The sequence below is a fragment of the Allomuricauda sp. F6463D genome (assembly GCF_023015965.1).
Taxonomy (GTDB): domain Bacteria; phylum Bacteroidota; class Bacteroidia; order Flavobacteriales; family Flavobacteriaceae; genus Flagellimonas.
Genome location: NZ_JALKAN010000002.1, coordinates 236,173 through 260,740, shown reverse-complemented (window position 1 = coordinate 260,740; position 24,568 = coordinate 236,173). Strand labels below are relative to the sequence as shown.

The window sequence follows — 24,568 nt, the reverse complement described above, 5'->3', positions numbered from 1 at the left end:
TGACAAGCTACCATTAAACTTTTAAAATACTGTCTTCGACAATTGCATAAATCTGGTCGCCTTTCTTAGGTTTTAGTGCATGTGTTCCCGTGAATTGACCAAAGGCTGGTAAAATCATTTGGTTGTTGGACATAAAAAAGCAAGGTAATTTTATACGTTCCCTTCCAAAACCTTTGAGTTTAATGGAAGGGTGGATGTGTCCGCAAATAGTAAAATGTTCCTTTCGCTCTTCAGGATGATGGGTCAACAAAAATGAGTCAATCACAAGCTCTTGAAATATGGAAATATTAATGTTGTCAAACATTTTGGGGGCAATGATATCATGGTTGCCAGCGACCAAAACCATTTCTGCCGGGGTTTTGCTAACCCAATTCTCGAACAAGTCCCATTCTTTGTTTAGTTCAGAGTGGAACAAGTCGCCTAAAAAACAGATTTGAAAGGGTTGATAATCCGCCACGATTCTATCTAGTAGAATAAAGTTTTTATGGATAGCCTTTCGGGGAACGGCAGCCCCAAATTTTCTAAAATGGGATATTTTTCCCAAGTGAACATCGCTAATGATCAAAAGTGATTTTTCCACCCAGAACAATCCGCCCGATGGGTGGAGATGAAATTCTTGATTTTCGATTGTAAGCTTCACTTGGTCATTTTTTTAATCATTCTTTTAATACGGTCAGCCAATTTTTCGTTGGATAATTTTTCTCGAAGTCTATCCGTAATTATTGGAAAGGAAAGGGGAGTGGGTTGGGTGCATTGATTCCATACAATATCTTGTTCGGAGATACGCTCCAAAGCGAGTCGTAGTCGACCTTCTTCCAATTGGTGCTCAAAGGTTTCTGTATACGCTTGCTGATAGAGCAAGTTGTTGTCTTCAAAATCACGAAACACATCAAATAGCAGCTGAGAACTGCTTTGCAAGTGTTTCATTTTGACTCCTTTCTCAGGGTAACCGGTAAATACCATGCCACTTATCACAGCGATATCTCGAAACTTTCTATGGGCCATTTCGTTCGAGTTCAAGCTTTTTTGAAGATCGGACAGCATATATGCTGGAGTAAATAAATCATTGTCCAAAATCTCTTGAATATCAATCTCCCTGTCGGACAACAGTTCAAAGCCATAATCGTTGAAAGCGAGGGAGCAGGTAATCGGTGACAGTAGGCTAATTCGATAGGCCAGCAAACTGCTCATTCCTTCATGAATTGCTCTACCTTCAAAAGGGTAAAACATATGATGGTAACCATCTCGGGTTTTAAAAGTTTCAATTAAAAATTGATGGGGTTGCGGCACTATACTTTCTTCCCGTTGCTTTGCGAACATAGGTTGCAATGCTTGTATTTCTTTTGATTGTTCGGAAAATTCCAATGCTGCGGTGTACAATTCTTGGCGTAGCAGCTCGGACATTTTTGCGGAAAAACTCAATCGACCGCCCATCCAGCTAGGTACTTTGGTGGTTCGTTTTTTAGAGTTCCGAACGTGTGCTGCCATTCCTTTGATTCTAATGAACTCTAAATTTCGACCAGCAAAGGTAAATACGTCACCAGGGCTCAGTTTGGAAATAAAATACTCTTCAATACTACCAATATAACCTCCTTTTTGATAGCGAACGGAAATCGTGGCATCCCCAACGATGGTTCCGATTTGGAAACGGTGTCGCATGGCCACTGCCCTGCTGTTCACTTTAAACTTGCCATCTTCTTCAATCTCGACTTTTTTATATTCGTCGTAGCTCTTCAGGCTTTGACTTCCCATAACCAGAAAATTGAGAAGCCACTGCCATTGCTCTTCCGAAAGGGTTTGGTAGCAAAACGTTTGTTTAACTTCCTGGTAGATTTCCTCGGGATAAAACCCATCGGAAACCGCCAATGTGGTCAAATATTGAAGAAGCACATCAAAACTGTTGAGGTAGGGAATGCGATCCTCCACCGAACTGGTCAATACTGCTTTTTGCATAGCCGATGCTTCAACCAGTTCAATAGCGTGGGTAGGTAAAAAATAGATGACACTTTCCTTACCTGGTCGGTGGCCACTTCGACCTGCCCGTTGCAAAAAACGGGCGACCCCTTTGGGTCCGCCAATCTGAATTACGGTTTCCACCGGGGCAAAATCTACCCCAAGGTCAAGGCTCGACGTACAAACCACGGCCTTTAGACTTTCGTTACGGATGGCCTGTTCAACCCAAAGTCGGGTTTCTTTATTAATACTACCGTGGTGCATTGCCATTTCACCCGCAAACTCAGGGTGTTTTTCCAATATTTTCTGAAACCAAATTTCGCATTGGCTTCGCGTGTTGGTGAAAAGTAAAGTGGTTTTACTGTTGTTGATGATCGGTACTACTTGGTCTAAAAGATGCAAGCCCAAATGTCCACGCCAAGGGAAGGTTTCCATTTCCTTTGGAATAATACTTTTCACCGTTATTTTTTTGTTGAGACTGGCCTTTACCAATATGGAATTTTCCAGTTCGTGTGAGCTTGGTCCCAGTAAAACTTTCCGAGCCTGTTCCAAATTGCCAATGGTTGCGGATATGCCCCATACCCGTAAATCTTTGCAGGTGGTTTTTAATCGGGAGAGGCCCAATTCCATTTGAACGCCCCGTTTTGTGCCTAAAAGCTCGTGCCATTCATCAACCACAATGGCAGAGCAATTTTTAAAGGTCTTTTCATAACCCTTGGATGAGAGCAATAACTGTAAACTCTCAGGGGTGGTAATCAACAAATCGGGCATGTTGGAACGCATTTTTGCACGTTCTTTAGTGGAGGTGTCACCCGTTCTTATGCCTACAGTCATTTGGGTTTCCAAATCTTGGGTTATCCGCTCCGCCGATTGTTTTATCTCTTGGGAAAGAGCCCTAAGTGGGGTAATCCAAATAGCTTTCAGGCCCTTTTTGTGCTTGGTCTTATAATTAGGGTTGTTTTTGATGTAGTTCAGTACAATCGGGAACCAAAGCGCATAGGTTTTTCCACTTCCGGTAGGTGCATTTAAAAGGCCGTGTTTACCCATCAAAAAAGCTTTCCAGGTTTTTTTTTGAAATGGAAAAGGTTTCCAATTTTGTTTCTGGAACCAATCTTCAGCAATATGGAACAATTCTAATTCTTGCAGTGTATAGTGCTTTGGATTGAAAAATACGAATTTCTTTAAGGGTAATGTAGCTACTATTTTGCGATAAGAATTATATTTGTGCCACAAAATTTTAGATATGCCAATATTAGATCTTTACGAGCACGGTGACCATAGGAAGAATTTGGCCCATTTTGCCACATTGGCAAGTTTGGCAGCTGTTGATGGGGACATCAACGCAAAAGAAATGGCCGTTTTGGAAAAATTTGCCTTTAAACTCAATATTAGTGAAGATGAGTTCAAGGAGGTAATGAAAAAAGAGAACAAATATCCTATTGAGACTCCACATAGTGGCGAAAAAAGATTTAAAAGGCTTTTCGAGTTTTTCCAGATTATTTTTTCCGATCATCATATCGATAATGACGAACGTGTTATTGTAGAAAAGTATGCTATTGGCCTAGGTTTTGCCCCTAAAAAAGCTTTGGAAATCATCAATAAATCCATTGCTATATTCTCTGGTCAGATTGCCTTCGAAGACTACCATCAATTGATAAAGCGAGAGTGTAACTAGGACAGGGTGTTAGCCATAAATTCTTCGGCTTTTTCCACCATTTTTTTACTTCCACAGAAAAAGGGTACCCGTTCATGTAGCTCTGTGGGCTCTATATCCATAATGCGTTGGAATCCATCGCTAGCTTTTCCGTTGGCTTGTTCCGCTAAAAATGCCATGGGATTGCACTCGTACAGTAAACGTAGTTTGCCATTGTGCGCTTTACTACTTTTTGGGTACATGTAGATTCCGCCTTTTATCATATTACGGTGGAAATCCGAAACGAGTGATCCAATATATCGGGAGGTATAGGGCCGGTCACCTTCTTCTTGTTGGCAGTATTTTATGTAATCTTTTACCCCTTGGGGAAAATGGATGTAATTACCTTCATTTACGGAGTAGATTTTACCGGTTTCAGGAAACTGCATATTTGGATGGGATAAATAAAATGTGCCCAGAGCAGGGTTTAAAGTAAATCCATTTACACCGTGTCCCGTAGTATATACATACATAGTAGAGGTGCCATAAATAATATAACCTGCAGCTATTTGTTTTTTTCCCGGTTGAAGAAAATCTTCTAGTGTAACCGGAGTTCCAACAGGGGTAATTCTTCTGTAAATTGAAAAAATGGTTCCAACAGATACATTTACATCAATATTAGAAGAGCCATCCAAAGGATCTATTAAGACTACGTACTTGTTCTGGTGTTGTTTGTCAAAACTATTGATGGTTATAAAATCGTCTTCTTCCTCCGAAGCTATGCCACAAACAATTTCACGGTTCTTCAATGTTTCAATAAACTTTTCGTTGGCAAGAACATCAAGTTTTTGTTGATCTTCACCTTGAATATTGGTATCACCAGCACCACCAATGATGTCTACCAAGCCAGCCTTGTTTACCTCATGATTAACTACTTTGGCGGCCAAACGAATACCATTTAGCAATCTCGAAAGTTCTCCTGAAGTATATTGAAATGAGTTTTGATTGGCGATGATGAACTCGCCCATTGTGAGTCTCTGTTTATCGGACATGGAAAAAAGGCTGTTTTATTTTTAGGCAAATATCGGGCATTTTGTGATACTATAACGATTTCGAAACAGTTTAATTATGTAAGTCTATAACTTTGAGTTTTATTTGTAACAATTATGGAATATACAATTAGGGAAGCGCAAATTGAGGACATGGAACAGGTACTGAACTTGGTACAGGAATTGGCCGATTTTGAAAATGAACCCAACGCCGTGGAGATTACGAAAACTGATTTGATCAAGGATGGTTTTGGTGAACAAAAGATGTTTGATTGTTTTGTAGCCGATACCAATGATGGTATTGTGGGAATTGCACTGTTTTATTCCCGATATTCCACTTGGAAGGGGCCCGCTATCCACTTGGAGGATTTGATTGTTTCAGAGAAAATGAGAGGAAGTGGTTTGGGAACAGCTTTGTTGGATGAAGTAGTAAAATATGGTGATCGTATGGGCGTGAAACGGATTTCTTGGGAGGTTTTGGATTGGAACGAGCCTGCCATAGAATTCTATGAGAAAAAAGGAGCGAATGTTCTTCGTGATTGGGATGTAGTCCATTTGGATGAAAAAGGAATAAAGAATTATATAAACAATATAGGCTAGGTTGGTCAAGTTCAAGAATATAAATAAGCATGAGGATATTTAAGTTTGGTGGGGCCTCCGTTAAAGATGCGGATGCGATAAAAAACGTGGTCAATGTTTTACAGGAAGTTGGTTATAGCGATACTTTGGTGGTTGTTTCTGCTATGGGAAAAATCACCAATGCCATGGAGAAAGTTGTAGAATCCTATTTTAATGATAAGGATAGTATTGCTGGAACAATTCAAGAGATAATTGATTATCACAATGAAATTGTATCAGACTTATTTCAAAACCCTAACCATCCCGTTTATACAAATGTAAAAGTACTTATTGATGAAGTAAAGGGTTTTTTGGCTTGGAACAAATCACCTAAATACGGGTTCGTGTATGACCAAGTGGTCTGTTATGGAGAATTATTGTCAACAACCATAGTTAGTGCTTATTTGAACGAAGTAGGCATTTCCAATACCTGGTTGGATGTACGTACCATGATCAAAACCGATTCCAATCACAGAGATGCCCAAGTAAACTGGGAACGTAGCCAACAGGAAGTGGTTTCCAAAGTAGATGTATCCAAACTATATATTACCCAAGGCTTTTTGGGTAGTGATGAAAACAATTTTACCACCACTTTGGGCAGAGAGGGCTCCGATTATTCTGCAGCGATTCTGGCCTACTGCCTTAATGCTGAATCGGTGACCATATGGAAGGATGTACCCGGAGTTTTGAACGCAGATCCTAGAAATTTTGAAGATGCTCAATTGTTGGATAAGATTTCGTATCGGGAAGCTATTGAGTTGGCTTTTTACGGAGCCTCGGTAATTCACCCAAAAACATTACAGCCCTTACAAAGAAAGGAAATTCCACTAAAGGTAAAATCCTTTATAAGACCAACGGACAATGGAACCACTGTGGGCAAAGGGAATGGGATTGAACCCAAAATCCCCTGTTTTATCGTAAAAAAGAATCAAGTTTTGCTCAAATTGTCATCTCTTGATTTTTCCTTCATTGTAGAAGATAACATCAGTGAAATCTTTAAGCTGTTCAGTGACCATAGATTAAAAGTAGACCTTATTCAAAATTCCGCAATTAGTTTTTCTGTTTGTCTGGATAATAAGTTCCGTGGACTTCAGCCTTTATTGGAAGAACTCAAAAGGAAATTTAAAGTTGTGTGTCATGAGGATGTATCGTTATATACGATTCGCCACTTTAACGATTCGGCCGTTAAATCCCTTCAAAATGGAAAGTCCGTATTGGTAGAACAGAGAGGTAGGGAGACAGTGCAACTTGTTGTAAAATAAGCGCTTAACCATAATATTTAGGTAACAGGCCCAATAGGCTTTATTTTCTATCTTTACAGATACCTAAATACTTTTTTTATGGGCTTGGTTTCCGCTAAAGAGGTGGCGAAAGTTATCCATTTGGACAAATATGGTTTTTTGGGCACGTTTGTCGGGTGGCTATTAATGATGGTCACTAAGATTAGTACAATCAATAGATTTTACGATAAGAACAAGGATCTTTCTGCCCCGGATTTTCTGGATGCCATTTTGGACCACTACGAAATTGATTTTGATATACCGGAAGAGGATTTAAAACGACTTCCCAAATCCGGCGCCTATATTACCATTAGCAATCATCCATTGGGTGGTATAGATGGAGTGTTGCTGCTAAAGTTATTGCTTAACCAAAGACCTGATTATAAAATAATCGCAAACTTTTTGCTGCATAGAATTGAACCATTAAAACCATATATAATGCCGGTAAACCCTTTTGAAAACCATAAGGATGCCAAGAGCAGTGTAGCTGGTTTTAAAAATGCCCTAAAACATTTAAGAGATGGCCACCCACTTGGTATTTTTCCTGCAGGTGAGGTGTCTACCTTTAGAGATGGCAGATTGGTCGTGGATAAACCTTGGGAAGAAGCAGCCATAAAATTGATTAGAAAGGCCGAAGTTCCCGTAGTTCCTATATATTTTCACGCAAGAAATAGTCGGTTGTTTTATCGGTTATCAAAGGTGAATGATGTGTTCCGGACGGCAAAATTGCCTTCAGAACTTACTTCGCAAAATAGACGCCCCATAAAAGTACGAATCGGTCAACCTATATCAGTTAATACCCAGAATGAAGAAAAAACCTTGGAAGATTTTGCAGAATTGCTACGAAAAAAAACCTATTTGTTGGCAAATGCATTTGAAAAGGAACGATTTATAGATAAAGTTCCTACTTCTCTTAAAATCCCAAAACCTCCAAAGAAAATAGCTACAGCCATAAATGCCGAGGTCTTGGAAGGTGAAATTGATAAATTACGGGAAAAAGATTGCCGAATGCTGGTCAGTAAAAATTATGAAGTATTCCTGGCAGACGCCAAGGACATGCATTTCTGTTTAAACGAAATCGGACGCCAGCGGGAAATAACTTTTAGAGAAGTTGGAGAGGGCACCAACAATGCCATTGATTTGGATAAGTTTGATTCGTATTACCATCATTTGTTTTTATGGGACAATGATAAAAAAACAATAGTTGGAGCGTACCGGATGGGATTGGGTTCGGAGATTTTTAAAAACTATGGGATAGATGGGTTTTATCTTCAAGATCTTTTTCGATTTGAACCTGAATTGTATGGAATGATGGAAAAATCCATTGAGATGGGGCGAGCCTACATTGTAAAAGAGTATCAACAAAAACCTATGCCCTTGTTTTTACTTTGGAAAGGAATTGTTCACACCACTTTGAGACATCCGGAACATGAGTACTTAATTGGCGGGGTAAGTATCAGTAACCAATTTTCCAACTTTTCTAAGTCGTTGATGATAGAATTTATGAAATCCAATTATTGGGACCCCTACGTTGCACAATATATACGTCCCAAAAAAGATTTTAAGGTAAAGTTGAAGGATGCCGATAAAGAGTTCGTGTTCGATGAGACACAAGCAGATCTCAATAAGTTTGATAGGTTGATCAGCGAAGTAGAGCCTGGAAGCTTAAGACTACCGGTATTGATAAAAAAGTATATCAAACAAAACGCCAAGGTAGTGGCCTTTAATGTGGATCCATTGTTCAATAATTCCGTGGATGGGTTAATGTATATCCGTATTGCGGACCTGCCGGAAAGTACCGTAAAACCAGTAATGGAAGAATTTCAGGCAGAATTGGAACGCAAAGTGGCGGAAGGCAACGGAACTATGGAAGTGGATTAATCCACACCCACTTTGTCGCTACGTTTTTCAAACAATAGGTTATCTTTCCAAACACCGTGGATTTTGCCTATGCTTTTTCGTTTGCCAATATAACGGAAGCCTGTTTTTTTATGTAGTGCAATGCTTGCCGTATTTTCGGGAAATACACCGGATTGCAGAGTCCAGTAACCAGCTTTTTCACTTTCTGTAATCAAATGCTCCATGAGTAGTTTTCCTACTCCTTTACCGCGGCTATTACTGGAGATGTATACGCTTACCTCACCAACCCCGCCGTAAACGCACCGACTGGATACGGGCGAAAGGGATGCCCAACCGATTATCTTTCCATCTTTTTTGCGACGAACCTACAATGTTGGGTATGAGCATTGTCCCAATTTTTATAGCAAGGCACTTCAGTTTCAAAAGTGGCGATGTCCGTGTCTATTCCTTCGGAATAAATTTTGGAGACTTTTCCCCAATCCGAAGGTTCCATGTTTCTGATAGTCATGTTTTGGGTCTCTTAATTGTAATATTACGATATATAAGGGTAAAATAAAACCAGATATTTTATCTGGTTTTATTCTGAATATTATAGGCTCTTGAACCAATCTTGGAAATACTCACCCACCAAAAATACGGGCTTTTGGTTTCCATTGATGGCTCCTATTAAACTAATGATCCATAAGATAAGTGGAAGAATCCATCCGATAAAGTTGATAATTGGAATAAGTCCTAAGGCTAACCCTAACAAGCCAATCCCAAGGGTTTGCCTAATATAAAAAGAACCAAGCTCCGTTTTATTGCTATTGTTCATAATAATAGCGATTATCCATCCAATAAGTGTTAAATGCGCAATAATGGCAATTGTTTTTCCACTTTCCGGATTTTCAGGATCAAAAGTTCCCTTAACGTCTTCTTTAAATTCTTTGGCGGCTTCTTCTGCCTTATCTCCAAAATCTTTTCTCTCTTCTTCTGACATGATTTTAATATGTTGGTTAATGATTGTTAAATGTAGCAAATAAATCAATACTTAAAGAAAGGCTTTATCAACAGGTTCCCAAAGTTCCAACTTATTGCCTTCTGGGTCCAGTATCCAACCAAACTTCCCATATTCATATTCTTCAATTTCTCCTACCAAGGTAACACCTTCTGTTTTTAATACTTTGAGCAATTCCACCAAGTTTTCCACTCGAAAGTTCATCATGAACTGCTTTTCACTTGGTTTAAAATATTCCGTTTTTTCATCCATGGGGCTCCATTGGGTGGAACAGTCGTTACCTTCATTGTCCTTCCACCAAAAGGTACAGCCATATTGGTCTGTGCTCAATCCTAAATGGTTTTTGTACCAATCTTTTATTTTGTTTGGATCTTTACTTTTAAAGAAGAATCCACCCAGCCCTGTTACTCTTTTTGTCATGATTACTTTGTGTTTTTTTCATACAATTCAATCCATTGCTGTGGTGTTATTTTTCTACAAAGCTTAGCAATTAGATCATAGGGTATGTTGTTGATGTTTTTAAAACGGATACAACTTTTGCCCATATCCAGTTTTGTGCTTACATGTTTAGGGTATTCGCTCACAAACCAATCATGCAGTTGCGGTTTGGCATAACTACCCGAATGATAAAATGCAATATAGTTTTTCTGTGACGCAATATTGATAAAAGGGAGTGGCAACTCGGGGTCAACGTGATATCCGTCCGGATAAACGGAATGCGGCACTACAAAACCAATCATTTTGTAATTGATACATTCTTCAAATCCTTTGGGCAAGTTGTTTTTTATGGTCTCCCGAAGTCTTGAAACGGCTAGCTTGCGGTCCTCGGGAAGATTATCGATGTATTCGTCAGGTGTTTTGGCATCTATAGTCATGCATGGTCATTTTTATTGAACTGCCAGAGCCAAAAGTAGGGGAGATAAGGTTTATAAAGTTAACTAAATCTTTCTTTGATTTTATCCACTATTGTCTGCGCCAATTTTTCCTTGCTTTCCACGGTCCAACCCGCTACATGCGGAGTCAAAAGTACATTTTTAGCCTTACGTAGGTATTTAAAAGCTTTTGGCTTTTGAACAAACATATTTTCGAAAGACTTTTTTTCATATTCCAACACATCCAACCCAGCACCTAGAATTTTTCCAGATTTCAAACTTTCAACCAAATCCTTGGTTACTACACACTTCCCTCGGGCCGTGTTCAGTAGCCAAAAAGGCTTGTGGAATGCTTCTATAAACTCGGCGTTTACCATTTCTATGGTTTGTTCAGTCTCAGGGACATGTAAACTGACGACATCCGAACGTTGTTGGAATTCCATAATACCAACTTGACGGGCATTTTCATCCCCAACACCCCCAATAATATCATAACAGATTACCTCAACATCGAAGCCTTGCAGTTTTTTGGCAAATGCCTTGCCCATGTTACCATAGCCAATGATTCCTACGGTTTTTCCATCGAGTTCCACACCTCTATTGTTCTCGCGTTTCCACCTCCCTTTTTTTACTTGGCGATTGGCTTTGCACATTTGGTTCATTATGGAAAGTAACATACCCAAGGTGTGCTCACCTACGGCATTTCGGTTCCCTTCTGGAGCTGAGGCAAGAAATATGTCCCTGAATTTGGCATGCTCTACATCAATATTTTCCAAACCAGCTCCGACCCTCCCAATAAATTTTAGGTTGGTGGCCTTGTCCAAGAATTTTTGATCTATGGTGAACCTACTTCTAATGATGACGCCATCATATAAGTGGATTTTTTTCTCTACCTGTTCTTTGGTAGAGGTGTAGTCTTCGTGGTTTTCAAAACCAAGTTCGGTAAATTGCTCTATGAGTAAAGGGTGATTGGTGTCAAGGTGGAGAACTTTCATGGGGTCAAATATACAATTCCTAGATTTTTGGATAGTGGGTCTGAGTTTTTTTATGTTGAACATATCCGGTGTGCGAAGTACTTATTTTTTCAAAAAGTAACACATGTACTTCCTCACCGTTTTTAGTCATCGGATTATGTTCCACTCCTTTGGGTATTACTATGATCTCTCCTTCCTTCACTACCTCCGTTCTGTTACGAAACTGCATATATAGCGTACCTTTTACAACTTGGAACAATTCGTCCTCATTTTCATGTGCATGCCAAACAAACTCTCCTTGCAATTTGGCCAAAAGCACCTGCATATCATCTACTGTTGCAATTTGGTGAGGATGCCATTGCTTCGTAAATTCAGCATGTTTTTCTTTTAGGTTGATGGGTTTCATGAAATAGTTTTATATCCCCAAAATCACCTTTGCAATCCAAAAATAAATCAGGATTCCAAAAATATCATTGCTTGTGGTGATAAACGGGCCAGTGGCAATGGCAGGGTCAATATTTTTTTTATGAAGGAACAATGGAATAAAAGTGCCGATGAATCCTGCTACAACGATAACAACGATCAATGAAAGTGAAATGGCCAATGCCGTAGCAAAATCTCCTTTCCAAATCCAGGTAAAGACCAATAGTAATATCGCTAGGATAAATCCATTTAAAAGTGCCAACAGCATTTCTTTAAACAAGTGGTTTCTTACGCTGCCTTTTAAATCGTCGTTAGCGAGACCTTGAACCACGATGGCACTGGATTGCACCCCTACATTACCAGCCATCGCTGCAATCAAAGGAGTAAAAAAGAACAATACGGCATGTTTGGATATCATATCCTCGAAAGTGCCCATAATCGCGGCAGCACCAAGTCCGCCCAATAGGCCAAGGGTCAACCATGGGAGCCGGGCACGGGTAAGAATCCAAATATTATCGCTAACCTCAACACCTAGTGAAATACCGGCCGCCATTTGATAATCCTTGTCAGCCTCTTCACGTATCACATCCACTATATCATCAATAGTAATTCGTCCTACCAAACGTCCAATTTCATCCACTACTGGTATAGCTTCCAAATCGTATTTAGACATAATTTTGGCGACTTCTTCTCCTTTTTCGTTGACGTTTACAGCATCTACTTTGGGAATATAAATATCTTTTATATGGCTTTTGGAAGGGGCTGTGAGCAAATCCTTTAAAGAAAGTCTGCCTTTGAGTTTGCCTTCATTGTCCACAACATAGATGGAGTGTACTCGGGTAACGTTTTCCGCTTGTGCACGCATTTCTTTGACACAGGAGGTCACTGTCCAATTTTCATTTACTTTTACCAGCTCTTTGGCCATTAACCCTCCTGCAGAATCCTCTTCATATCTTAAAAGGTCCACGATGTCTTTGGCGTGTTCCCGATTTTCAATCTCCGAAATTACTTCTTGGACAATTTCCTTTGGAAGTTCGTTGATGATATCCGCGGCATCATCCGTATCCAATTCGGACAATTCGCCCGCAATTTCTTTGGCTGTTAGATTCTTTAATACAGCTTCCCGGATGTCTTCGTGCATTTCTGCAAGAATATCCGAGGTTTTTTCGCTGTCCAGAAGTTTGATTAGATAGGTAGCTTCATCAACCACTAATTCGTCCGCTATTTCAGCAATATCGGCATAGTGGAACTCCTTCATTGTAGCCTGAAGTTCATTGTCCTTGTTTTCCGAAATCAGTCGCCTGATTTCTTCTAAAAGCTCGTCTGTGAGTTTAAACGGGGTCATTGGCTATCTTCTGTGTCAACATTATAAAGTCAGCTACACTTAGCTGTTCCGGACGTTGGTCAAAGATAGTATCTTCTTTTAGATTATCGGAAAGGTTGAAGACTTTAAGACTATTGCGCATAGTTTTACGCCTTTGGTTAAATGCTGTTTTAACTACCCTAAAAAAAAGTCGCTCGTCACATGGTAGGTTTAGTTCTTTTTTTCGGGTAAGACGTAAAACCCCGGAATCCACTTTTGGTGGAGGGACGAACACCCCGGGGGGTACTGTAAAAAGATATTCTGCATCATAATAGGCCTGAACCAGCACGGAGAGAATACCATAACTTTTGCTTCCTGGCCCTTCACAGATGCGCTTGGCCACTTCTTTTTGGAACATTCCCGAAAACTCTGGTACTTGTTTACGCATCTCCAGCATTTTAAAAACTATCTGACTGGAAATGTTGTACGGGAAGTTGCCCGTAATAGCGAATTGTTCGTTTCCGTAAAGCTTGGCAAGATCAAACTTGAGAAAATCTGCTTCGACAATGTTGAATCGATTATTGTTTTTTAAGATGTTGGCATGTTCTAAAGGAAAGCTGTGGTTGAGATATACAATGGATTCTTCATCTAAATCCATGGCGACCAAGTCCAAATCCCTTTCCAGTAAATATTTGGTTAGGACTCCCATGCCGGGACCAATTTCTATAACATTGGTGTAGCCTTCCAGAGAAAGGGTCTGTGCTATTTTTTTTGCAACGGATTCATCTTTAAGAAAATGTTGCCCCAAATGTTTTTTTGCCTTTACTGCACCATCTTCCTGCGGATATTTGTTTTTGTTGGAGGCGCCGTTGGAGTACTTCTTTTTTTTCTTTTTGGACACAGATGGTTTTTTTGCAAGTTAGTTGGAATTTTTAATATAGACCCATGCTTCACCCCCTGATTCCAGAGGGAACTTTTCTCTTTTGTATGCGCTTGTCTCGTAAATGTCGGCTTTTTTAAGGTCTAGATCATTAACTTCAAAGGACATCCCATTTACCTTATCTCTAGCGTTATTGGTTTTGATGATCAACGGATAACGACCATAAATGGCATTTTCTACTTTTTTGAACCCTAAAGCGGTGTCGGCTTTTCCTTTAAGCAAACGACCAAAAACATATTTCTGTACCTGTGGGTCTTGTATGGTTCCGTAGGAAAAAAGATATTCCAATTTTTAGCGTATTTGTTGACTTATAACTTCCAATTCGGTTCTAAAGGCGACGAATTTGTTAGGGAACATTTTTTGGGCATCCGCGCGAAGACGTTCGGCATCTTCTCTGTAATATGCTTCGAGGACGGTCCTGTTCTGAGTGGTATATTGCACAGAGTAAGTAATGCCTCCCATATCTTCCTCCACCAAAACCTTGACCATTTTGGCATGGGAGAATTTTCCGGTGGCAAGCATGTCGGGAAGGTGTTTGTCCTTCATCCAAGTCAACCATTGATCATGAACATTCTTGTCTATATTGATGGTAACGTTGTATATGAGCATATGCTTCGTATGTAACTTTGTGAGTGAAATTAGTGTAATATTTTAGACATCTACTTATCGCATACCCGCTTTTGATGAAATTACCAAAAACTAGTTGATTGCATCTCCTCGCAGTCTTCTAAAATTTGCACGGGCTTGGGGGAAATAATAGCTGTCCTGATAATTATATATTATTTTTTCATAATGGTTTTTGGCCTTTTCGGGTTCTTCCAAGATGTTGGCGTATAATTCTCCCAAGGCAAAATGGGCATCGTCTGCCAAAATACCGTCAGCGTAGAACTCCACAATTTTTTGATAGTTAAATTCTGCAGTTTCATATTGTTTTTGTTCTACCAATAGTTCTGCTTGTTTTAACAGGGCTTCGTCCTCAATCTTCTCACCTTTGTGGTTCTGCAAAATGTCTTCCAGTTCTTCAATCGCTTCCTTATTTTTATTTTGATAAGCAAGCAAATCTGCCCTGGCGTATTTTTTTAAAGCAGTTTGTGTTGAATCTTCGAGCGAGTTATCAGAAATTAATAGGCTCAATTGCATGGCATCGTTTGCAATAAGCTGGGAAGTTGAGCTACGTAGTACTTTCAACTGGGTTAGCGCCCAATCAAAATCACCTTTGTAAAAACTGGTTTGTGCAACTTTAAATCGTGCATCCTGGCCAAGAATATCGTTTTTCACACTTTTTTGTACTTGTGTGAACAGGATTAGGGCTTCATTGAACCTGCGGTCGAAAACCAAAATGTCTCCAAGCGCAAGTTTTACGTATGCCTTGGTCATTCGTGCCATTGGGAGTGTCAAGCTTTGTTTGAGCATGGCAATGGCCGGGTCCGGTTGTTCTTTTTTGAAGGTTAGAAAATTTGCATAGGCAATTTGTAGCTGAAGGGTACTACTCTGGGTTCCATAAATTTCAACCAACTCTCCAAATTGCTTTTCAATATCTTTTACTACTTTTTCCGTCGGATTTTCCAGAGCAATATCAATCAAGCTTAATTCTGCATTGAGTTTGGTCCGTGGATTTTCCGAGTTATCCACGATGTATTCATAAATGGAGGTTGCAGTCTCCAAATCCTTGTCCTCAATAGCAATGCTTCCCAAGTTTTCCAAACGATTTACAGACTGGCCTTCACTTCTTTTATAAATGGCTTTTTCTTGGCTCAAGGCGCTATTATATTGTTTTTGCTGAACAAAAAGCCAACTTAGGAGTTCGTTCCAGAGTATATCAGGTGCTTTTTGCGCATTCTGAAGCAGTACTTTTCTTAGCAGAACATTGTTCTCATTAGATGGGTCCTCGGTGATAAAATCGTCGATGTTCCGTAATACGTTAGATCGTGAAGTGCGTCCTTCCCAAATTAGGTTGAGGTAGGATTGGTACATTTTTGTAACATCTCCTTGTTCACCATAAATGCGGGCCAACTGAAAATCGTAGTTGAGGTCGGGTTTTAATTCCATTGCCTTGGTGTACGCCTGAATGGCATAATCCAGCAACGCATATTTTTGGAACCGATAGCCTACGCTGTACCCATAGTTTGGATTGTCCTCTATTTTGTTGATGGCTTTGTCATAATACTCGTTGGCCTTTTCAGCTTCATTTTTTAAAGTGAAATTATATCCTAATTCAATATAAAAAGTAGGGAAGGCGTAACTATCCTCTATCTTTTGAAGTAGAAAGGTTTGGGCTTCGTCATAGCGTTCCAATTGTTGGTAGCAAGCTACCAATCCTTCAGCATAATCAGTACGTCGTGGATTGGTCTCGACCAATTTTTCATAAAAGATCACAGCTTTCCCATAGTCTCCATCATTAAAGTATTGTTTGGCCAAGAAATCTTCTTGTGCCGACCCAATAGAGCTGGTTAAAAGGAATATGAGAAATAAAAGACGTTGCAAGAGCTTGTTTTATTTCAAATATAATGTAGAAATGTGGGGGATTCTGTTAAGCGAATCCAAATTAATGGTTTAAACGCTTAATCGATAGTATCAAAACCACAATATGGAACCAATACCTCAGGTATTTTTATGCCTTTATCGGTTTGATAGTTTTCCAAGATTCCCGCCAATACCCTTGGCAAAGCCAAAGAGCTGCCATTTAAGGTGTGAGCTAATTGGCTTTTTCCATTTTCATCTTTGTAGCGTAGTTTTAAACGGTTGGCTTGGAAGGTTTCGAAATTGGATACGGAACTTATTTCCAGCCAACGGTCTTGTGCAGTGGAAAATACTTCAAAATCATAAGTTAGAGCTGATGTAAATCCAAGATCACCGCCACAAAGGCGTAAGATGCGGTAAGGCAACTTTAATTCACGTAGAATATTTTTTACGTGTTCCACCATTTCATCCAAAGCTTGGTATGAATTGTTCGGGTGCTCCAAACGCACGATTTCCACTTTATCAAATTGATGCAAACGGTTTAAACCGCGAACGTGTGCTCCATAACTACCTGCTTCGCGACGGAAACAAGGAGTGTAGCCTGTGTATTTGATGGGAAAATCACCTTCTGCCAATAGATCGCCTCTATGCAAGTTGGTGACAGGTACCTCGGCAGTTGGGATAAGATATAGGTCATCAGCCTGTACGTGGTACATTTGCCCTTCTTTGTCGGGTAACTGACCAGTGCCATAACCTGAATCTTCGTTCACCATGAGGGGTACTTGCATTTCAGTGTAACCCGCTTCAGAATTTTTGTCCAAGAAATAAGCAATTAAGGCGCGCTGCAAACGAGCACCTTTTCCTTTATAAACTGGAAAACCTGCTCCTGTGATTTTTACCCCTAGCTCAAAATCGATAATGTCATACTTTTTTGCCAATTCCCAGTGCGGTAGCGCATCTTGGGATAGTGTAGGTATTTCTCCTTCTTTGAATATTTCTTCGTTGTCCTCTTCTGAGTTGCCAGATGGAACTGAATTGTGGGGAATGTTCGGAATTAAATATAGTTGCTGTAGAAGTTCATCTGCTGTAATGTTTAAATCATCTCCTAATTTTTTTGATGCTTCTTTGAGTCCAGCGGTTTTTTCTTTTAGAATATTGGCTTCAGGTGCTTTTCCTGTTTTGAAAAGCATACCTATTTCCTTGGAAAGTTTGTTGGATTCGGCCAAGGTAGCGTCCAGTTCGGTTTGGATGGAACGTCTTTTTTCATCGAGTTCCAAAACCTTTGATATCATAGGTGCGGCATCGACGTTGCGTTTTTTTAAAGCGGTGATGATACTTTCCTTGTTTTCCCTAATGTTCTGTATTTGAAGCATGACCTTGTTTTGAGGCGCAAATTTAATCCAATATTAAGAAGTGCCCAAGTTTAATCCTGTACAGAGGGAAGAATCCAATCGTTATGGGTAAAATGTTTCCATGGTACGCTTGCCAAATCTACTGTTGGGTCCACCAGTTGCCGTCGTGGAGCTTGGTTTACCCGCACTTTGTTTTTGGCAAAAACCTGAACATTTTCTCCTTTTTCAGCGTAATCTTTTTTTAAGTATTGTGCAAACTGCCAAATAAAATCGGGGTAGCAAGCTACTTTTCTCCGTTGTTTTTTAGTAAGGTAGTCGCTCAGATTAATTATAGTTGTGTCTTTGGTCTGGATATTAACAACCCTAAAAGTAATGTTTCCGGAACGGCTGCGGAGCATCATACGCCAGCTCAAACGGTGCCCTTCTTCGGTCCATAATACGTCATCTTTAAAAAAATGATGCCTAAGGGGCAAAAATAATTGAAACGAAAAGTAAATGCCCAGAACCACCATAATTATGTTTTTGGATTTGGAAGTGATCGTTTTCGATTCTGGAATTACCTTTTTGGTCTTTAAAAAGAGGTTTCGGATTGTTTGGGGCTCAAAAAAGAATACTGTGAAGGCAAGGGACAAATAAGGAAATATGCCAATCTGAAATACGATACTATTGAACAAATGAAAAAAAATGGCCAGTACAAATGCTATTTTTCGAGAAGGTTTCCAAAGGAGTGCCGGCACAATGAGGAGGTCAAATAAAATTCCAAAGAATGCAATTATTTTATGTGCCCATTTTGTTTGAAGCAACTCCCCAATCAAAAAATAATCTTTTTTGGGTTGCATTAGTAATTCAATGATGCTTAGGTCGAACCAATCACCATAAAGCTTAGCAATCGATGCATAGGTGTACATGATCAAGAGCTGTAGAACAATGAACCATCGTACCCAATTGTACATGGTTTGTGTACGTAACCTGGGATTTAATTTAGCATCCAGTGATGCATCCCTGTCGGCTGGTAAAAACGCCATTATGTAGGCCAGCAACATCAATAAATAATAATGGTTGTTGTACGATGTTTTTTGCATTAGGTAGACTCCTGTCCATAGTATTGCAAATGCCAATGCACTAAAACGATATTTATATCCAAAGGCTATAAAGAGGCCCAGTGTGCCCATTATGGCAAAATAAATGTACATGCCGTTGCCAGGTAAGGGTTGGAGCCATTCAAAACCTATAAATGAAAAGGTAAATTGGGGTTCTACCAATGTTCTTCGAACCCAGCCCGTGGCTATGGCACCATAACATTCCACGCTTACCAATAAGCCGTAAAATATTCTAAATACGACTAACTGTGCGTTGTCTATCCTCTTAAATAGAAATTGACTGAGCATTTATTTGGAAATTAGTTCCAATGAGTGTTTTTTGTCTTTTCTTAATTGTTCTTTAAGTTCTTCAATGGAATTGAACTTATGCTCGTCGCGGATACGGTGCAATAATTGCACTTGTATTTTTTTATCATATAGGTTTCCCTCAAACTCAAAAAAATTGATTTCTATGCTTTTTTGGGAGCCATCAACGGTGGGATTGAACCCGATGTTCATCATACCAAAGTAATCCTTTCCGTCCAGATTACTTTTTACCACGTAGGCACCGTTTTTTGGAATTAGCTTGTAGGCTTCGGCGATATTAAGGTTGGCGGTAGGGAAGCCAAATCCCTTTCCTAAGCCTTTTCCTTTTTTTACCGTTCCTGTCAGCATATAGGCATAATTCAAATAACTGTTAGCTGTTTCTATTTCACCATCTAAAAGCGCTCTTCTTATTTTTGTAGAGCTCACAGATACATCATCGATTTCTTGAGCTGGAATTTCTTCTACTTCAAAATCCAAAGCGTTGCCAAAAGAGATCAAGTCCTGGATATTGGCATTTCTGTTACGACCAAATCTATGGTCGTAGCCAATGATTATTTTTTTTGCCTTTAAGCTGTTGAGTAGGATATCCCGAACAAAATCAATGGCGGAAAGTCTTGAAAATTCTTTGGTAAAGGGGTGAATAATCAGGTAATCCAGTCCCAAAGTCTCCAAAATTTGCTTTTTCTCCTCGAGGGTATTCAACAGTTTAATATCCACATCTTTTTGCAGTACCATGCGTGGATGAGGGAAAAAAGTAAGCACCGCGGATGTTAATCCCGAGTTTTTGGCATTATTTATGAGGCGTTCCAATATCTTGCGGTGACCAAGGTGAACACCATCAAAAGTTCCGATGGTTACCACCGTTTGATGTGGAACGTCTTTAAAATGAGAAATGTTGTGGATTGCTTCCAACTGATCAAGAAATAAAAAAAGGCTTACATTTGAAATTATACTATGCCTAACCAAGTATGAAAGCTAAGTTACATCTAGTTTTTTCAATAACCATAATTTTTAGCTGCTTTTGCGTTTACGGACAGCAAGGATATTGGAAAAGTGTTCCCAAAACAACCAACCTGCGCAGTGCTTCTTTAAAGGATGTCTCTAGTGCAAAGGGTGTTTTTACATTGGAAAAGAAGATGTTTTCTAAAGAAATGAAATCTTTTTCAACTGCCAAAGACAACAATCACTATGTCTACCTTCCTAATAATGATGGGGAAATGGTTTCTTTTAAGTTAAGTGAGACATCGGTGCTTCATCCTGACCTTGCCAGAAAATATCCTACAATAAAATCCTATACCGGGGTTAGTTCCAATGGAAGATACAAAGTAAAACTTAGTAGCTCCCATAAAGGTTTGCAGACCATGGTTGTTGACTTAAATAGCAATAAAACTGCATTTATGGAGCCTGTTTCCAATAATTCGGATACCTATGTGCTGTACGATAAAGATGTTGGCCTTTCTTCAAAAATGGATTTTATCTGTGAAACCAGTAAAGATTTGCTTGGCACTCTTGATAAATCATTTGGGACAATGGCGAAAACCATAGTTCCTCTGGTTGATGGACAAGTGCTCCGAAAATATAGAATTGCCGTTTCGGCTTCTGGAGAATATACCGAAGAAATGGGTGGCACTGTGGAAGATGCTTTAGCTGGTATAAACGCGACCATTACAAGGGTAAATGAGGTTTTTGAGACGGATTTAGGAGTTACTCTGGAACTTGTCGCCGATAATGATCTTATAATTTTTACCAATCCCAATACTGATCCTTTTGACAATTCCTTAAATGCGGAGGTGCAGGCAACCATTACCTCTACAATAGGTGAGGAAAACTACGATGTAGGCCATCTTTTTCATAAAGTAAATGAAGGGGAGGATAATGGCAATGCTGGTTTTATTGGTTCTGTTTGTGTGGACAATAGAAAGGGAAGCGGTTTTTCTTCAGCTTTCAATCCGCAGGGTGATGCGTTCGATTTGGACTATGTGGCCCACGAACTGGGTCACCAGTTCGGTGCAAACCATACATGGTCGTTCGAGTCTGAAGGTACGGGTGTACAAGCCGAACCAGCCAGTGGGACTACTATAATGGGATATGCGGGAATTGTAGGAGATAATAATGTGGCTTCCCATGGAGATGATTATTTTCATTACAACAGTATTCTTCAAATAACTACCTACTTGGAAACCACATCATGCGCACAGACCGAAGCCTTGGTTAATTCACCGCCGGTACTTACACCTGTAAATGATTATACCATACCAAAAGGTACTGCTTTTGTTCTAGAAGGTGTTGCCACGGATCCAGACTTTGGGGATGTGCTTACCTATACTTGGGAACAAATAAACGATGGTTTGGTAACCGTGTCAACTTTTGGATCCTCGAACCCTAGTGGAGCCAATTTTAGGTCACTTCCACCTAGTACCGATCCAGTACGCTATTTTCCAAAGTTATCTGAAATAGCTCAAGGAAATCTTACACAGACCAATCCGACGATTGGTGACGCATGGGAAACTGTTTCGGAAATAGAACGTAGTTTTAGTTTTGCTTGTACCGTTAGAGACAATGCCGTTGGTGGTGGACAAGTGGTTTCGGATGTGTTGGATGTTAATGTGGTTAAGGCATCGGGGCCATTTGTAGTTACTTCCCAAACAGGCAGCGAAACGTATACGGCAGGGTCGATCCAAGAAATATCATGGGATGTGGCCAATACCGACATTGCTCCCATCAATGCACAAACAGTGGATGTTTTTCTTTCTTTGGATGGAGGCCTTACTTTTCCTATTACGCTGTTGGAAAACACTATTAACGATGGCTCAGAGCAAGTGCTTTTGCCAGGGGATGTAACAACCACGGCAAGAATCATGGTAAAAGCAAGCAATAATATTTTCTTTGCGGTCAATTCATCAGACTTTACTATAGAAGAATCGGAGGTGGTACTCAATTTTGAAGCACTTACGTATGAGGTATGTCAACCGGACGATATTGTTATTCCATTTACATACGAAACCTACGCCGGTTTTAATGAAAACTCGACGTTTTCTGCAGATATACCATTAGGTTTGTCCGCTAATTTTTCCCCAACCGAGACGAGTATCAACAATACCGCTGTAGATTTGACTTTGTCCAATACAAATGCCCTTACACCCGGCACATACGATATTATAGTAACCTCTACTTCGTTATCGGTAAACAAAAGTGTGACATTGTCTCTTCTAGTGCAAGATGGTACCTTTTCCGATGTCACCTTACTTTCGCCTGCCAATGGAGAAGGCGGTATATCTTTGGATACGGAACTTAACTGGGAAGAAAATGTACTGTATTCCAGTTTTGATGTGGAAGTGGCTACAGATGTTGGGTTTGTCAATGTTGTGGAGTCTGCAACAATTCCGTTCACAACCTATAAAACATCCGGTTTAGAGTCGGAAACCGAGTATTTCTGGAGAGTGAGACCAAGTAATGGGTGTGGCAGCGGAACTTTTGGAACCGTATTCAATTTTATAACATCCCAAGTGGATTGCAAAAACAGAGAGCCTAGTGATTTGCCCATTGACATTTCTTCTTCAGGCACGTCGATAATTACCACATCAGTACTTTTTCTTGAAGACCTACCTGTTGCGGATGTAAATGTGAACTTGGAATTGGACCATACCTACTTGGAGGATTTGATCATCACGCTTATATCCCCTTCGGGCACCGAAGTAACCTTGATTTCAAATACTTGTGGCGATTTAAACAATATCAATGTAATTTTTGATGATGATGGAGACCCCATTGAATGTACAGGTAACCCCGCAATTTCTGGAACTGTTACCCCTTTAGGTTCCTTGACCTCTTTAAAAGGAGAGTCAATTTTAGGTGAGTGGATATTGGAAATAGAAGATACAGCTGCAGGTGACGGAGGGTCATTAATCGGTTTTTCTTTGGATATGTGTGTAGAAGGTGTTTATCGACCAGATGAAGATGATGATGGCGTGTTCGATGATGGGGATGATTTATGTCTTGGCACTCCAAAAGGTATTGAAGTGGATACCAACGGATGTGCAATATATAGGTTTGCTTCCGATAATTTTGAGATTGAAATTGACAGCGAAACCTGCCGCACCAGTAATAATGGTTCAATCACAGTGACACCTTTTAATACCTCCATAGCCTATACGGCGGTTTTGGATGGTGCTGATGGAACACAGTCTGTGGATTTTACAGGTTCCCAAACATTAAATAACCTAAATGCCGGGGATTATTCCCTTTGCATTACCGGCACCAATGGTTTGATCACTTACCAAGAGGTGTGTTTTAATTTAGTGATCACCCAACCAGATGTTCTGGCTATAGATGCCCTAGTGGATTCCGGCATTGTTTCGGTTGACTTGAATGGTGCTACATTTTATAATGTAGAATTGAACGGATTGGTAACCCAAACAGAAGATGTGAAAATCCAGTTAGCCTTGCAAGAAGGGAAGAACGTGTTGAGGGTTTATTCCAATATTCCTTGTCAAGGTGTAATAGAAAAAACCTTGTTTTATTCCTCTAGGCCGGTTCTTTCCCCAAATCCTGTTGAAACTATAACAGAAGTTTATCTGGGAGGGTATCAAGGAGATGTCGGAATACAAATATTTACGGCAAACGGCAGGCTTGTTCAAACCCAATATAAAACGGTTTATGGCGAAAATCTACAGTTAGATTTATCCAACCTTTCTAAGGGGATTTATTACCTTGGTGTTGATAAAGCTGGGGTACAAGAAATGTTTAAATTCATAAAAAGATGATCAGGAATTTAATTTGGCTGTTCATATCAATTTTAATGGTTTCTTGTGGAGGCGATGATGGTCCACCGCCAGCTCCAGAAGGGGCTGCATTGGTATTTCCCGAAGAAAATTCGGAGTGTACTACGGGAATCGATATCAATCAAACATCCACACAGATTACTTTTCGATGGATGGCCTCCAATAATACGGACAGGTATACCTTAAATGTAATAAACTTGGATACCAATGTCCCTCAGAATATAACTACAACATCAACATCGGCAAGTCTTACCATTGCAAAAGGGACACCATATTCGTGGTCCGTAACATCTCAGAATGCATCTTCTGACCAGGTGGTTGCTAGTGAAACATGGTTGTTCTACAATGCTGGAGTACAAACCACTTATGCACCATTTCCAGCGCAATTAATCGCTCCGGTTTCTGGTTCCACGGTGCAAAAGAATATTGCAAATGAAGTACTTTTGGAATGGTCCGGTGCAGATGTGGACGATGATATTGATTCTTTTGAGATTTTCTTCTCGGACGTAAATCCACCAACTACTACTGCTGGCAGTACCAATGCAACTACTATGGAATTGTCTGTTAACGTAGTGTCTGGAACGGTTTATTATTGGAAAGTAATAACAACGGATGTAGAGGGAAATACCTCAGATTCCGGAGTGTTCGATTTTAAAGTGCTCTAGTT

24 protein-coding genes are annotated in these 24,568 nt (G+C 39.9%); 6 read left to right on the top strand and 18 right to left on the bottom strand.

Annotated features, from left to right (window positions below; all coding sequences use genetic code 11):
- Positions 1–13 precede the first annotated feature (13 nt).
- Complete coding sequence (gene pdeM / locus MWU56_RS09685) at positions 14–640, bottom strand: ligase-associated DNA damage response endonuclease PdeM (protein ID WP_247044031.1); 627 nt, start codon at positions 638–640, stop codon at positions 14–16.
- On the bottom strand, positions 637–3,099 hold the full coding sequence (locus MWU56_RS09680; protein WP_247045225.1) for a ligase-associated DNA damage response DEXH box helicase: 2,463 nt from the start codon (positions 3,097–3,099) through the stop codon (positions 637–639). The genes pdeM and MWU56_RS09680 overlap by 4 nt, the downstream gene beginning before the upstream one ends.
- 97 nt (positions 3,100–3,196) lie before the next feature.
- Between MWU56_RS09680 and MWU56_RS09675 the strand changes: the two genes are divergently transcribed.
- The gene (locus MWU56_RS09675) at positions 3,197–3,628 is read left to right on the top strand and encodes a TerB family tellurite resistance protein (RefSeq protein WP_247044029.1); all 432 of its coding nucleotides are present in this window, start codon (positions 3,197–3,199) and stop codon (positions 3,626–3,628) included.
- Here the strand turns inward: MWU56_RS09675 and fbp are convergent.
- Positions 3,625–4,638, bottom strand: coding sequence for a class 1 fructose-bisphosphatase (gene fbp / locus MWU56_RS09670; protein WP_247044027.1), 1,014 nt, complete (start codon positions 4,636–4,638; stop codon positions 3,625–3,627). The two genes, MWU56_RS09675 and fbp, sit on opposite strands and share 4 nt — an antisense overlap.
- Before the next feature lie 114 nt (positions 4,639–4,752).
- Between fbp and MWU56_RS09665 the strand changes: the two genes are divergently transcribed.
- The 3 genes from MWU56_RS09665 to MWU56_RS09655 all read left to right on the top strand — a co-directional run bounded on the left by MWU56_RS09665 (position 4,753) and on the right by MWU56_RS09655 (position 8,414).
- A complete protein-coding gene (locus MWU56_RS09665; protein ID WP_247044025.1) occupies positions 4,753–5,235 on the top strand; it encodes a GNAT family N-acetyltransferase in 483 nt (160 codons plus the stop codon).
- A gap of 29 nt (positions 5,236–5,264) precedes the next feature.
- Positions 5,265–6,515, top strand: a complete 1,251-nt coding sequence (locus tag MWU56_RS09660; protein ID WP_247044024.1) for an aspartate kinase — start codon at positions 5,265–5,267, stop codon at positions 6,513–6,515.
- Positions 6,516–6,593: 78 nt separating this feature from the next.
- Positions 6,594–8,414, top strand: coding sequence for a GNAT family N-acyltransferase (locus MWU56_RS09655; protein WP_247044022.1), 1,821 nt, complete (start codon positions 6,594–6,596; stop codon positions 8,412–8,414).
- On the opposite strand, the gene MWU56_RS09650 is transcribed toward MWU56_RS09655, so the two are convergent.
- From MWU56_RS09650 to MWU56_RS09585, 15 genes are all read right to left on the bottom strand, one after another.
- Positions 8,411–8,731, bottom strand: coding sequence for an N-acetyltransferase family protein (locus MWU56_RS09650; protein ID WP_317236552.1), 321 nt, complete (start codon positions 8,729–8,731; stop codon positions 8,411–8,413). The two genes, MWU56_RS09655 and MWU56_RS09650, sit on opposite strands and share 4 nt — an antisense overlap.
- Positions 8,731–8,901: a hypothetical protein gene (locus MWU56_RS16625; protein ID WP_317236532.1), complete on the bottom strand. Its 171-nt coding sequence runs from the start codon at positions 8,899–8,901 to the stop codon at positions 8,731–8,733. Before MWU56_RS16625 ends, MWU56_RS09650 begins: the two co-directional genes overlap by 1 nt.
- An 81-nt stretch (positions 8,902–8,982) precedes the next feature.
- Positions 8,983–9,372: a heat shock 9/12 family protein gene (locus tag MWU56_RS09645; RefSeq protein WP_247044020.1), complete on the bottom strand. Its 390-nt coding sequence runs from the start codon at positions 9,370–9,372 to the stop codon at positions 8,983–8,985.
- Positions 9,373–9,423: 51 nt separating this feature from the next.
- Positions 9,424–9,810: a VOC family protein gene (locus MWU56_RS09640; protein WP_247044019.1), complete on the bottom strand. Its 387-nt coding sequence runs from the start codon at positions 9,808–9,810 to the stop codon at positions 9,424–9,426.
- A gap of 2 nt (positions 9,811–9,812) precedes the next feature.
- Positions 9,813–10,265: a DUF1801 domain-containing protein gene (locus tag MWU56_RS09635; RefSeq protein ID WP_247044018.1), complete on the bottom strand. Its 453-nt coding sequence runs from the start codon at positions 10,263–10,265 to the stop codon at positions 9,813–9,815.
- 59 nt (positions 10,266–10,324) lie between these two features.
- A complete protein-coding gene (locus MWU56_RS09630; RefSeq protein ID WP_247044016.1) occupies positions 10,325–11,257 on the bottom strand; it encodes a 2-hydroxyacid dehydrogenase in 933 nt (310 codons plus the stop codon).
- A gap of 19 nt (positions 11,258–11,276) precedes the next feature.
- Positions 11,277–11,642 carry a cupin domain-containing protein gene (locus MWU56_RS09625; protein WP_247044015.1) on the bottom strand — a complete coding sequence of 122 codons (366 nt, stop codon included), beginning with the start codon at positions 11,640–11,642 and terminating at the stop codon, positions 11,277–11,279.
- Between the two features lie 9 nt (positions 11,643–11,651).
- Entirely contained in the window at positions 11,652–13,004 is a 1,353-nt protein-coding gene (mgtE, locus tag MWU56_RS09620) for a magnesium transporter (protein ID WP_247044014.1), read from the bottom strand.
- Positions 12,991–13,863 carry a 16S rRNA (adenine(1518)-N(6)/adenine(1519)-N(6))-dimethyltransferase RsmA gene (rsmA, locus tag MWU56_RS09615; protein ID WP_247044013.1) on the bottom strand — a complete coding sequence of 291 codons (873 nt, stop codon included), beginning with the start codon at positions 13,861–13,863 and terminating at the stop codon, positions 12,991–12,993. The genes mgtE and rsmA overlap by 14 nt, the downstream gene beginning before the upstream one ends.
- A gap of 18 nt (positions 13,864–13,881) precedes the next feature.
- Positions 13,882–14,190, bottom strand: coding sequence for a gamma-glutamylcyclotransferase family protein (locus MWU56_RS09610; protein ID WP_247044012.1), 309 nt, complete (start codon positions 14,188–14,190; stop codon positions 13,882–13,884).
- Positions 14,191–14,193: 3 nt separating this feature from the next.
- Complete coding sequence (locus tag MWU56_RS09605; RefSeq protein ID WP_247044011.1) at positions 14,194–14,511, bottom strand: DUF4286 family protein; 318 nt, start codon at positions 14,509–14,511, stop codon at positions 14,194–14,196.
- 90 nt (positions 14,512–14,601) lie between these two features.
- Positions 14,602–16,386: a tetratricopeptide repeat protein gene (locus MWU56_RS09600; protein ID WP_247044010.1), complete on the bottom strand. Its 1,785-nt coding sequence runs from the start codon at positions 16,384–16,386 to the stop codon at positions 14,602–14,604.
- A 77-nt stretch (positions 16,387–16,463) separates the two neighbouring features.
- Positions 16,464–17,735 carry a serine--tRNA ligase gene (gene serS / locus MWU56_RS09595; RefSeq protein ID WP_247044008.1) on the bottom strand — a complete coding sequence of 424 codons (1,272 nt, stop codon included), beginning with the start codon at positions 17,733–17,735 and terminating at the stop codon, positions 16,464–16,466.
- 50 nt (positions 17,736–17,785) lie between these two features.
- Positions 17,786–19,102 carry an HTTM domain-containing protein gene (locus MWU56_RS09590; RefSeq protein ID WP_247044006.1) on the bottom strand — a complete coding sequence of 439 codons (1,317 nt, stop codon included), beginning with the start codon at positions 19,100–19,102 and terminating at the stop codon, positions 17,786–17,788.
- Positions 19,103–20,032 carry a bifunctional riboflavin kinase/FAD synthetase gene (locus MWU56_RS09585; protein WP_247044005.1) on the bottom strand — a complete coding sequence of 310 codons (930 nt, stop codon included), beginning with the start codon at positions 20,030–20,032 and terminating at the stop codon, positions 19,103–19,105.
- A gap of 56 nt (positions 20,033–20,088) precedes the next feature.
- On the opposite strand from MWU56_RS09585, the gene MWU56_RS09580 reads away from it, so the two are divergent.
- Positions 20,089–23,883, top strand: coding sequence for a reprolysin-like metallopeptidase (locus tag MWU56_RS09580; RefSeq protein WP_247044004.1), 3,795 nt, complete (start codon positions 20,089–20,091; stop codon positions 23,881–23,883).
- Positions 23,880–24,566 (top strand): hypothetical protein, encoded by a 687-nt coding sequence (locus MWU56_RS09575; protein WP_247044003.1) that lies wholly within the window; start codon positions 23,880–23,882, stop codon positions 24,564–24,566. Before MWU56_RS09580 ends, MWU56_RS09575 begins: the two co-directional genes overlap by 4 nt.
- Positions 24,567–24,568: the final 2 nt, after the last annotated feature.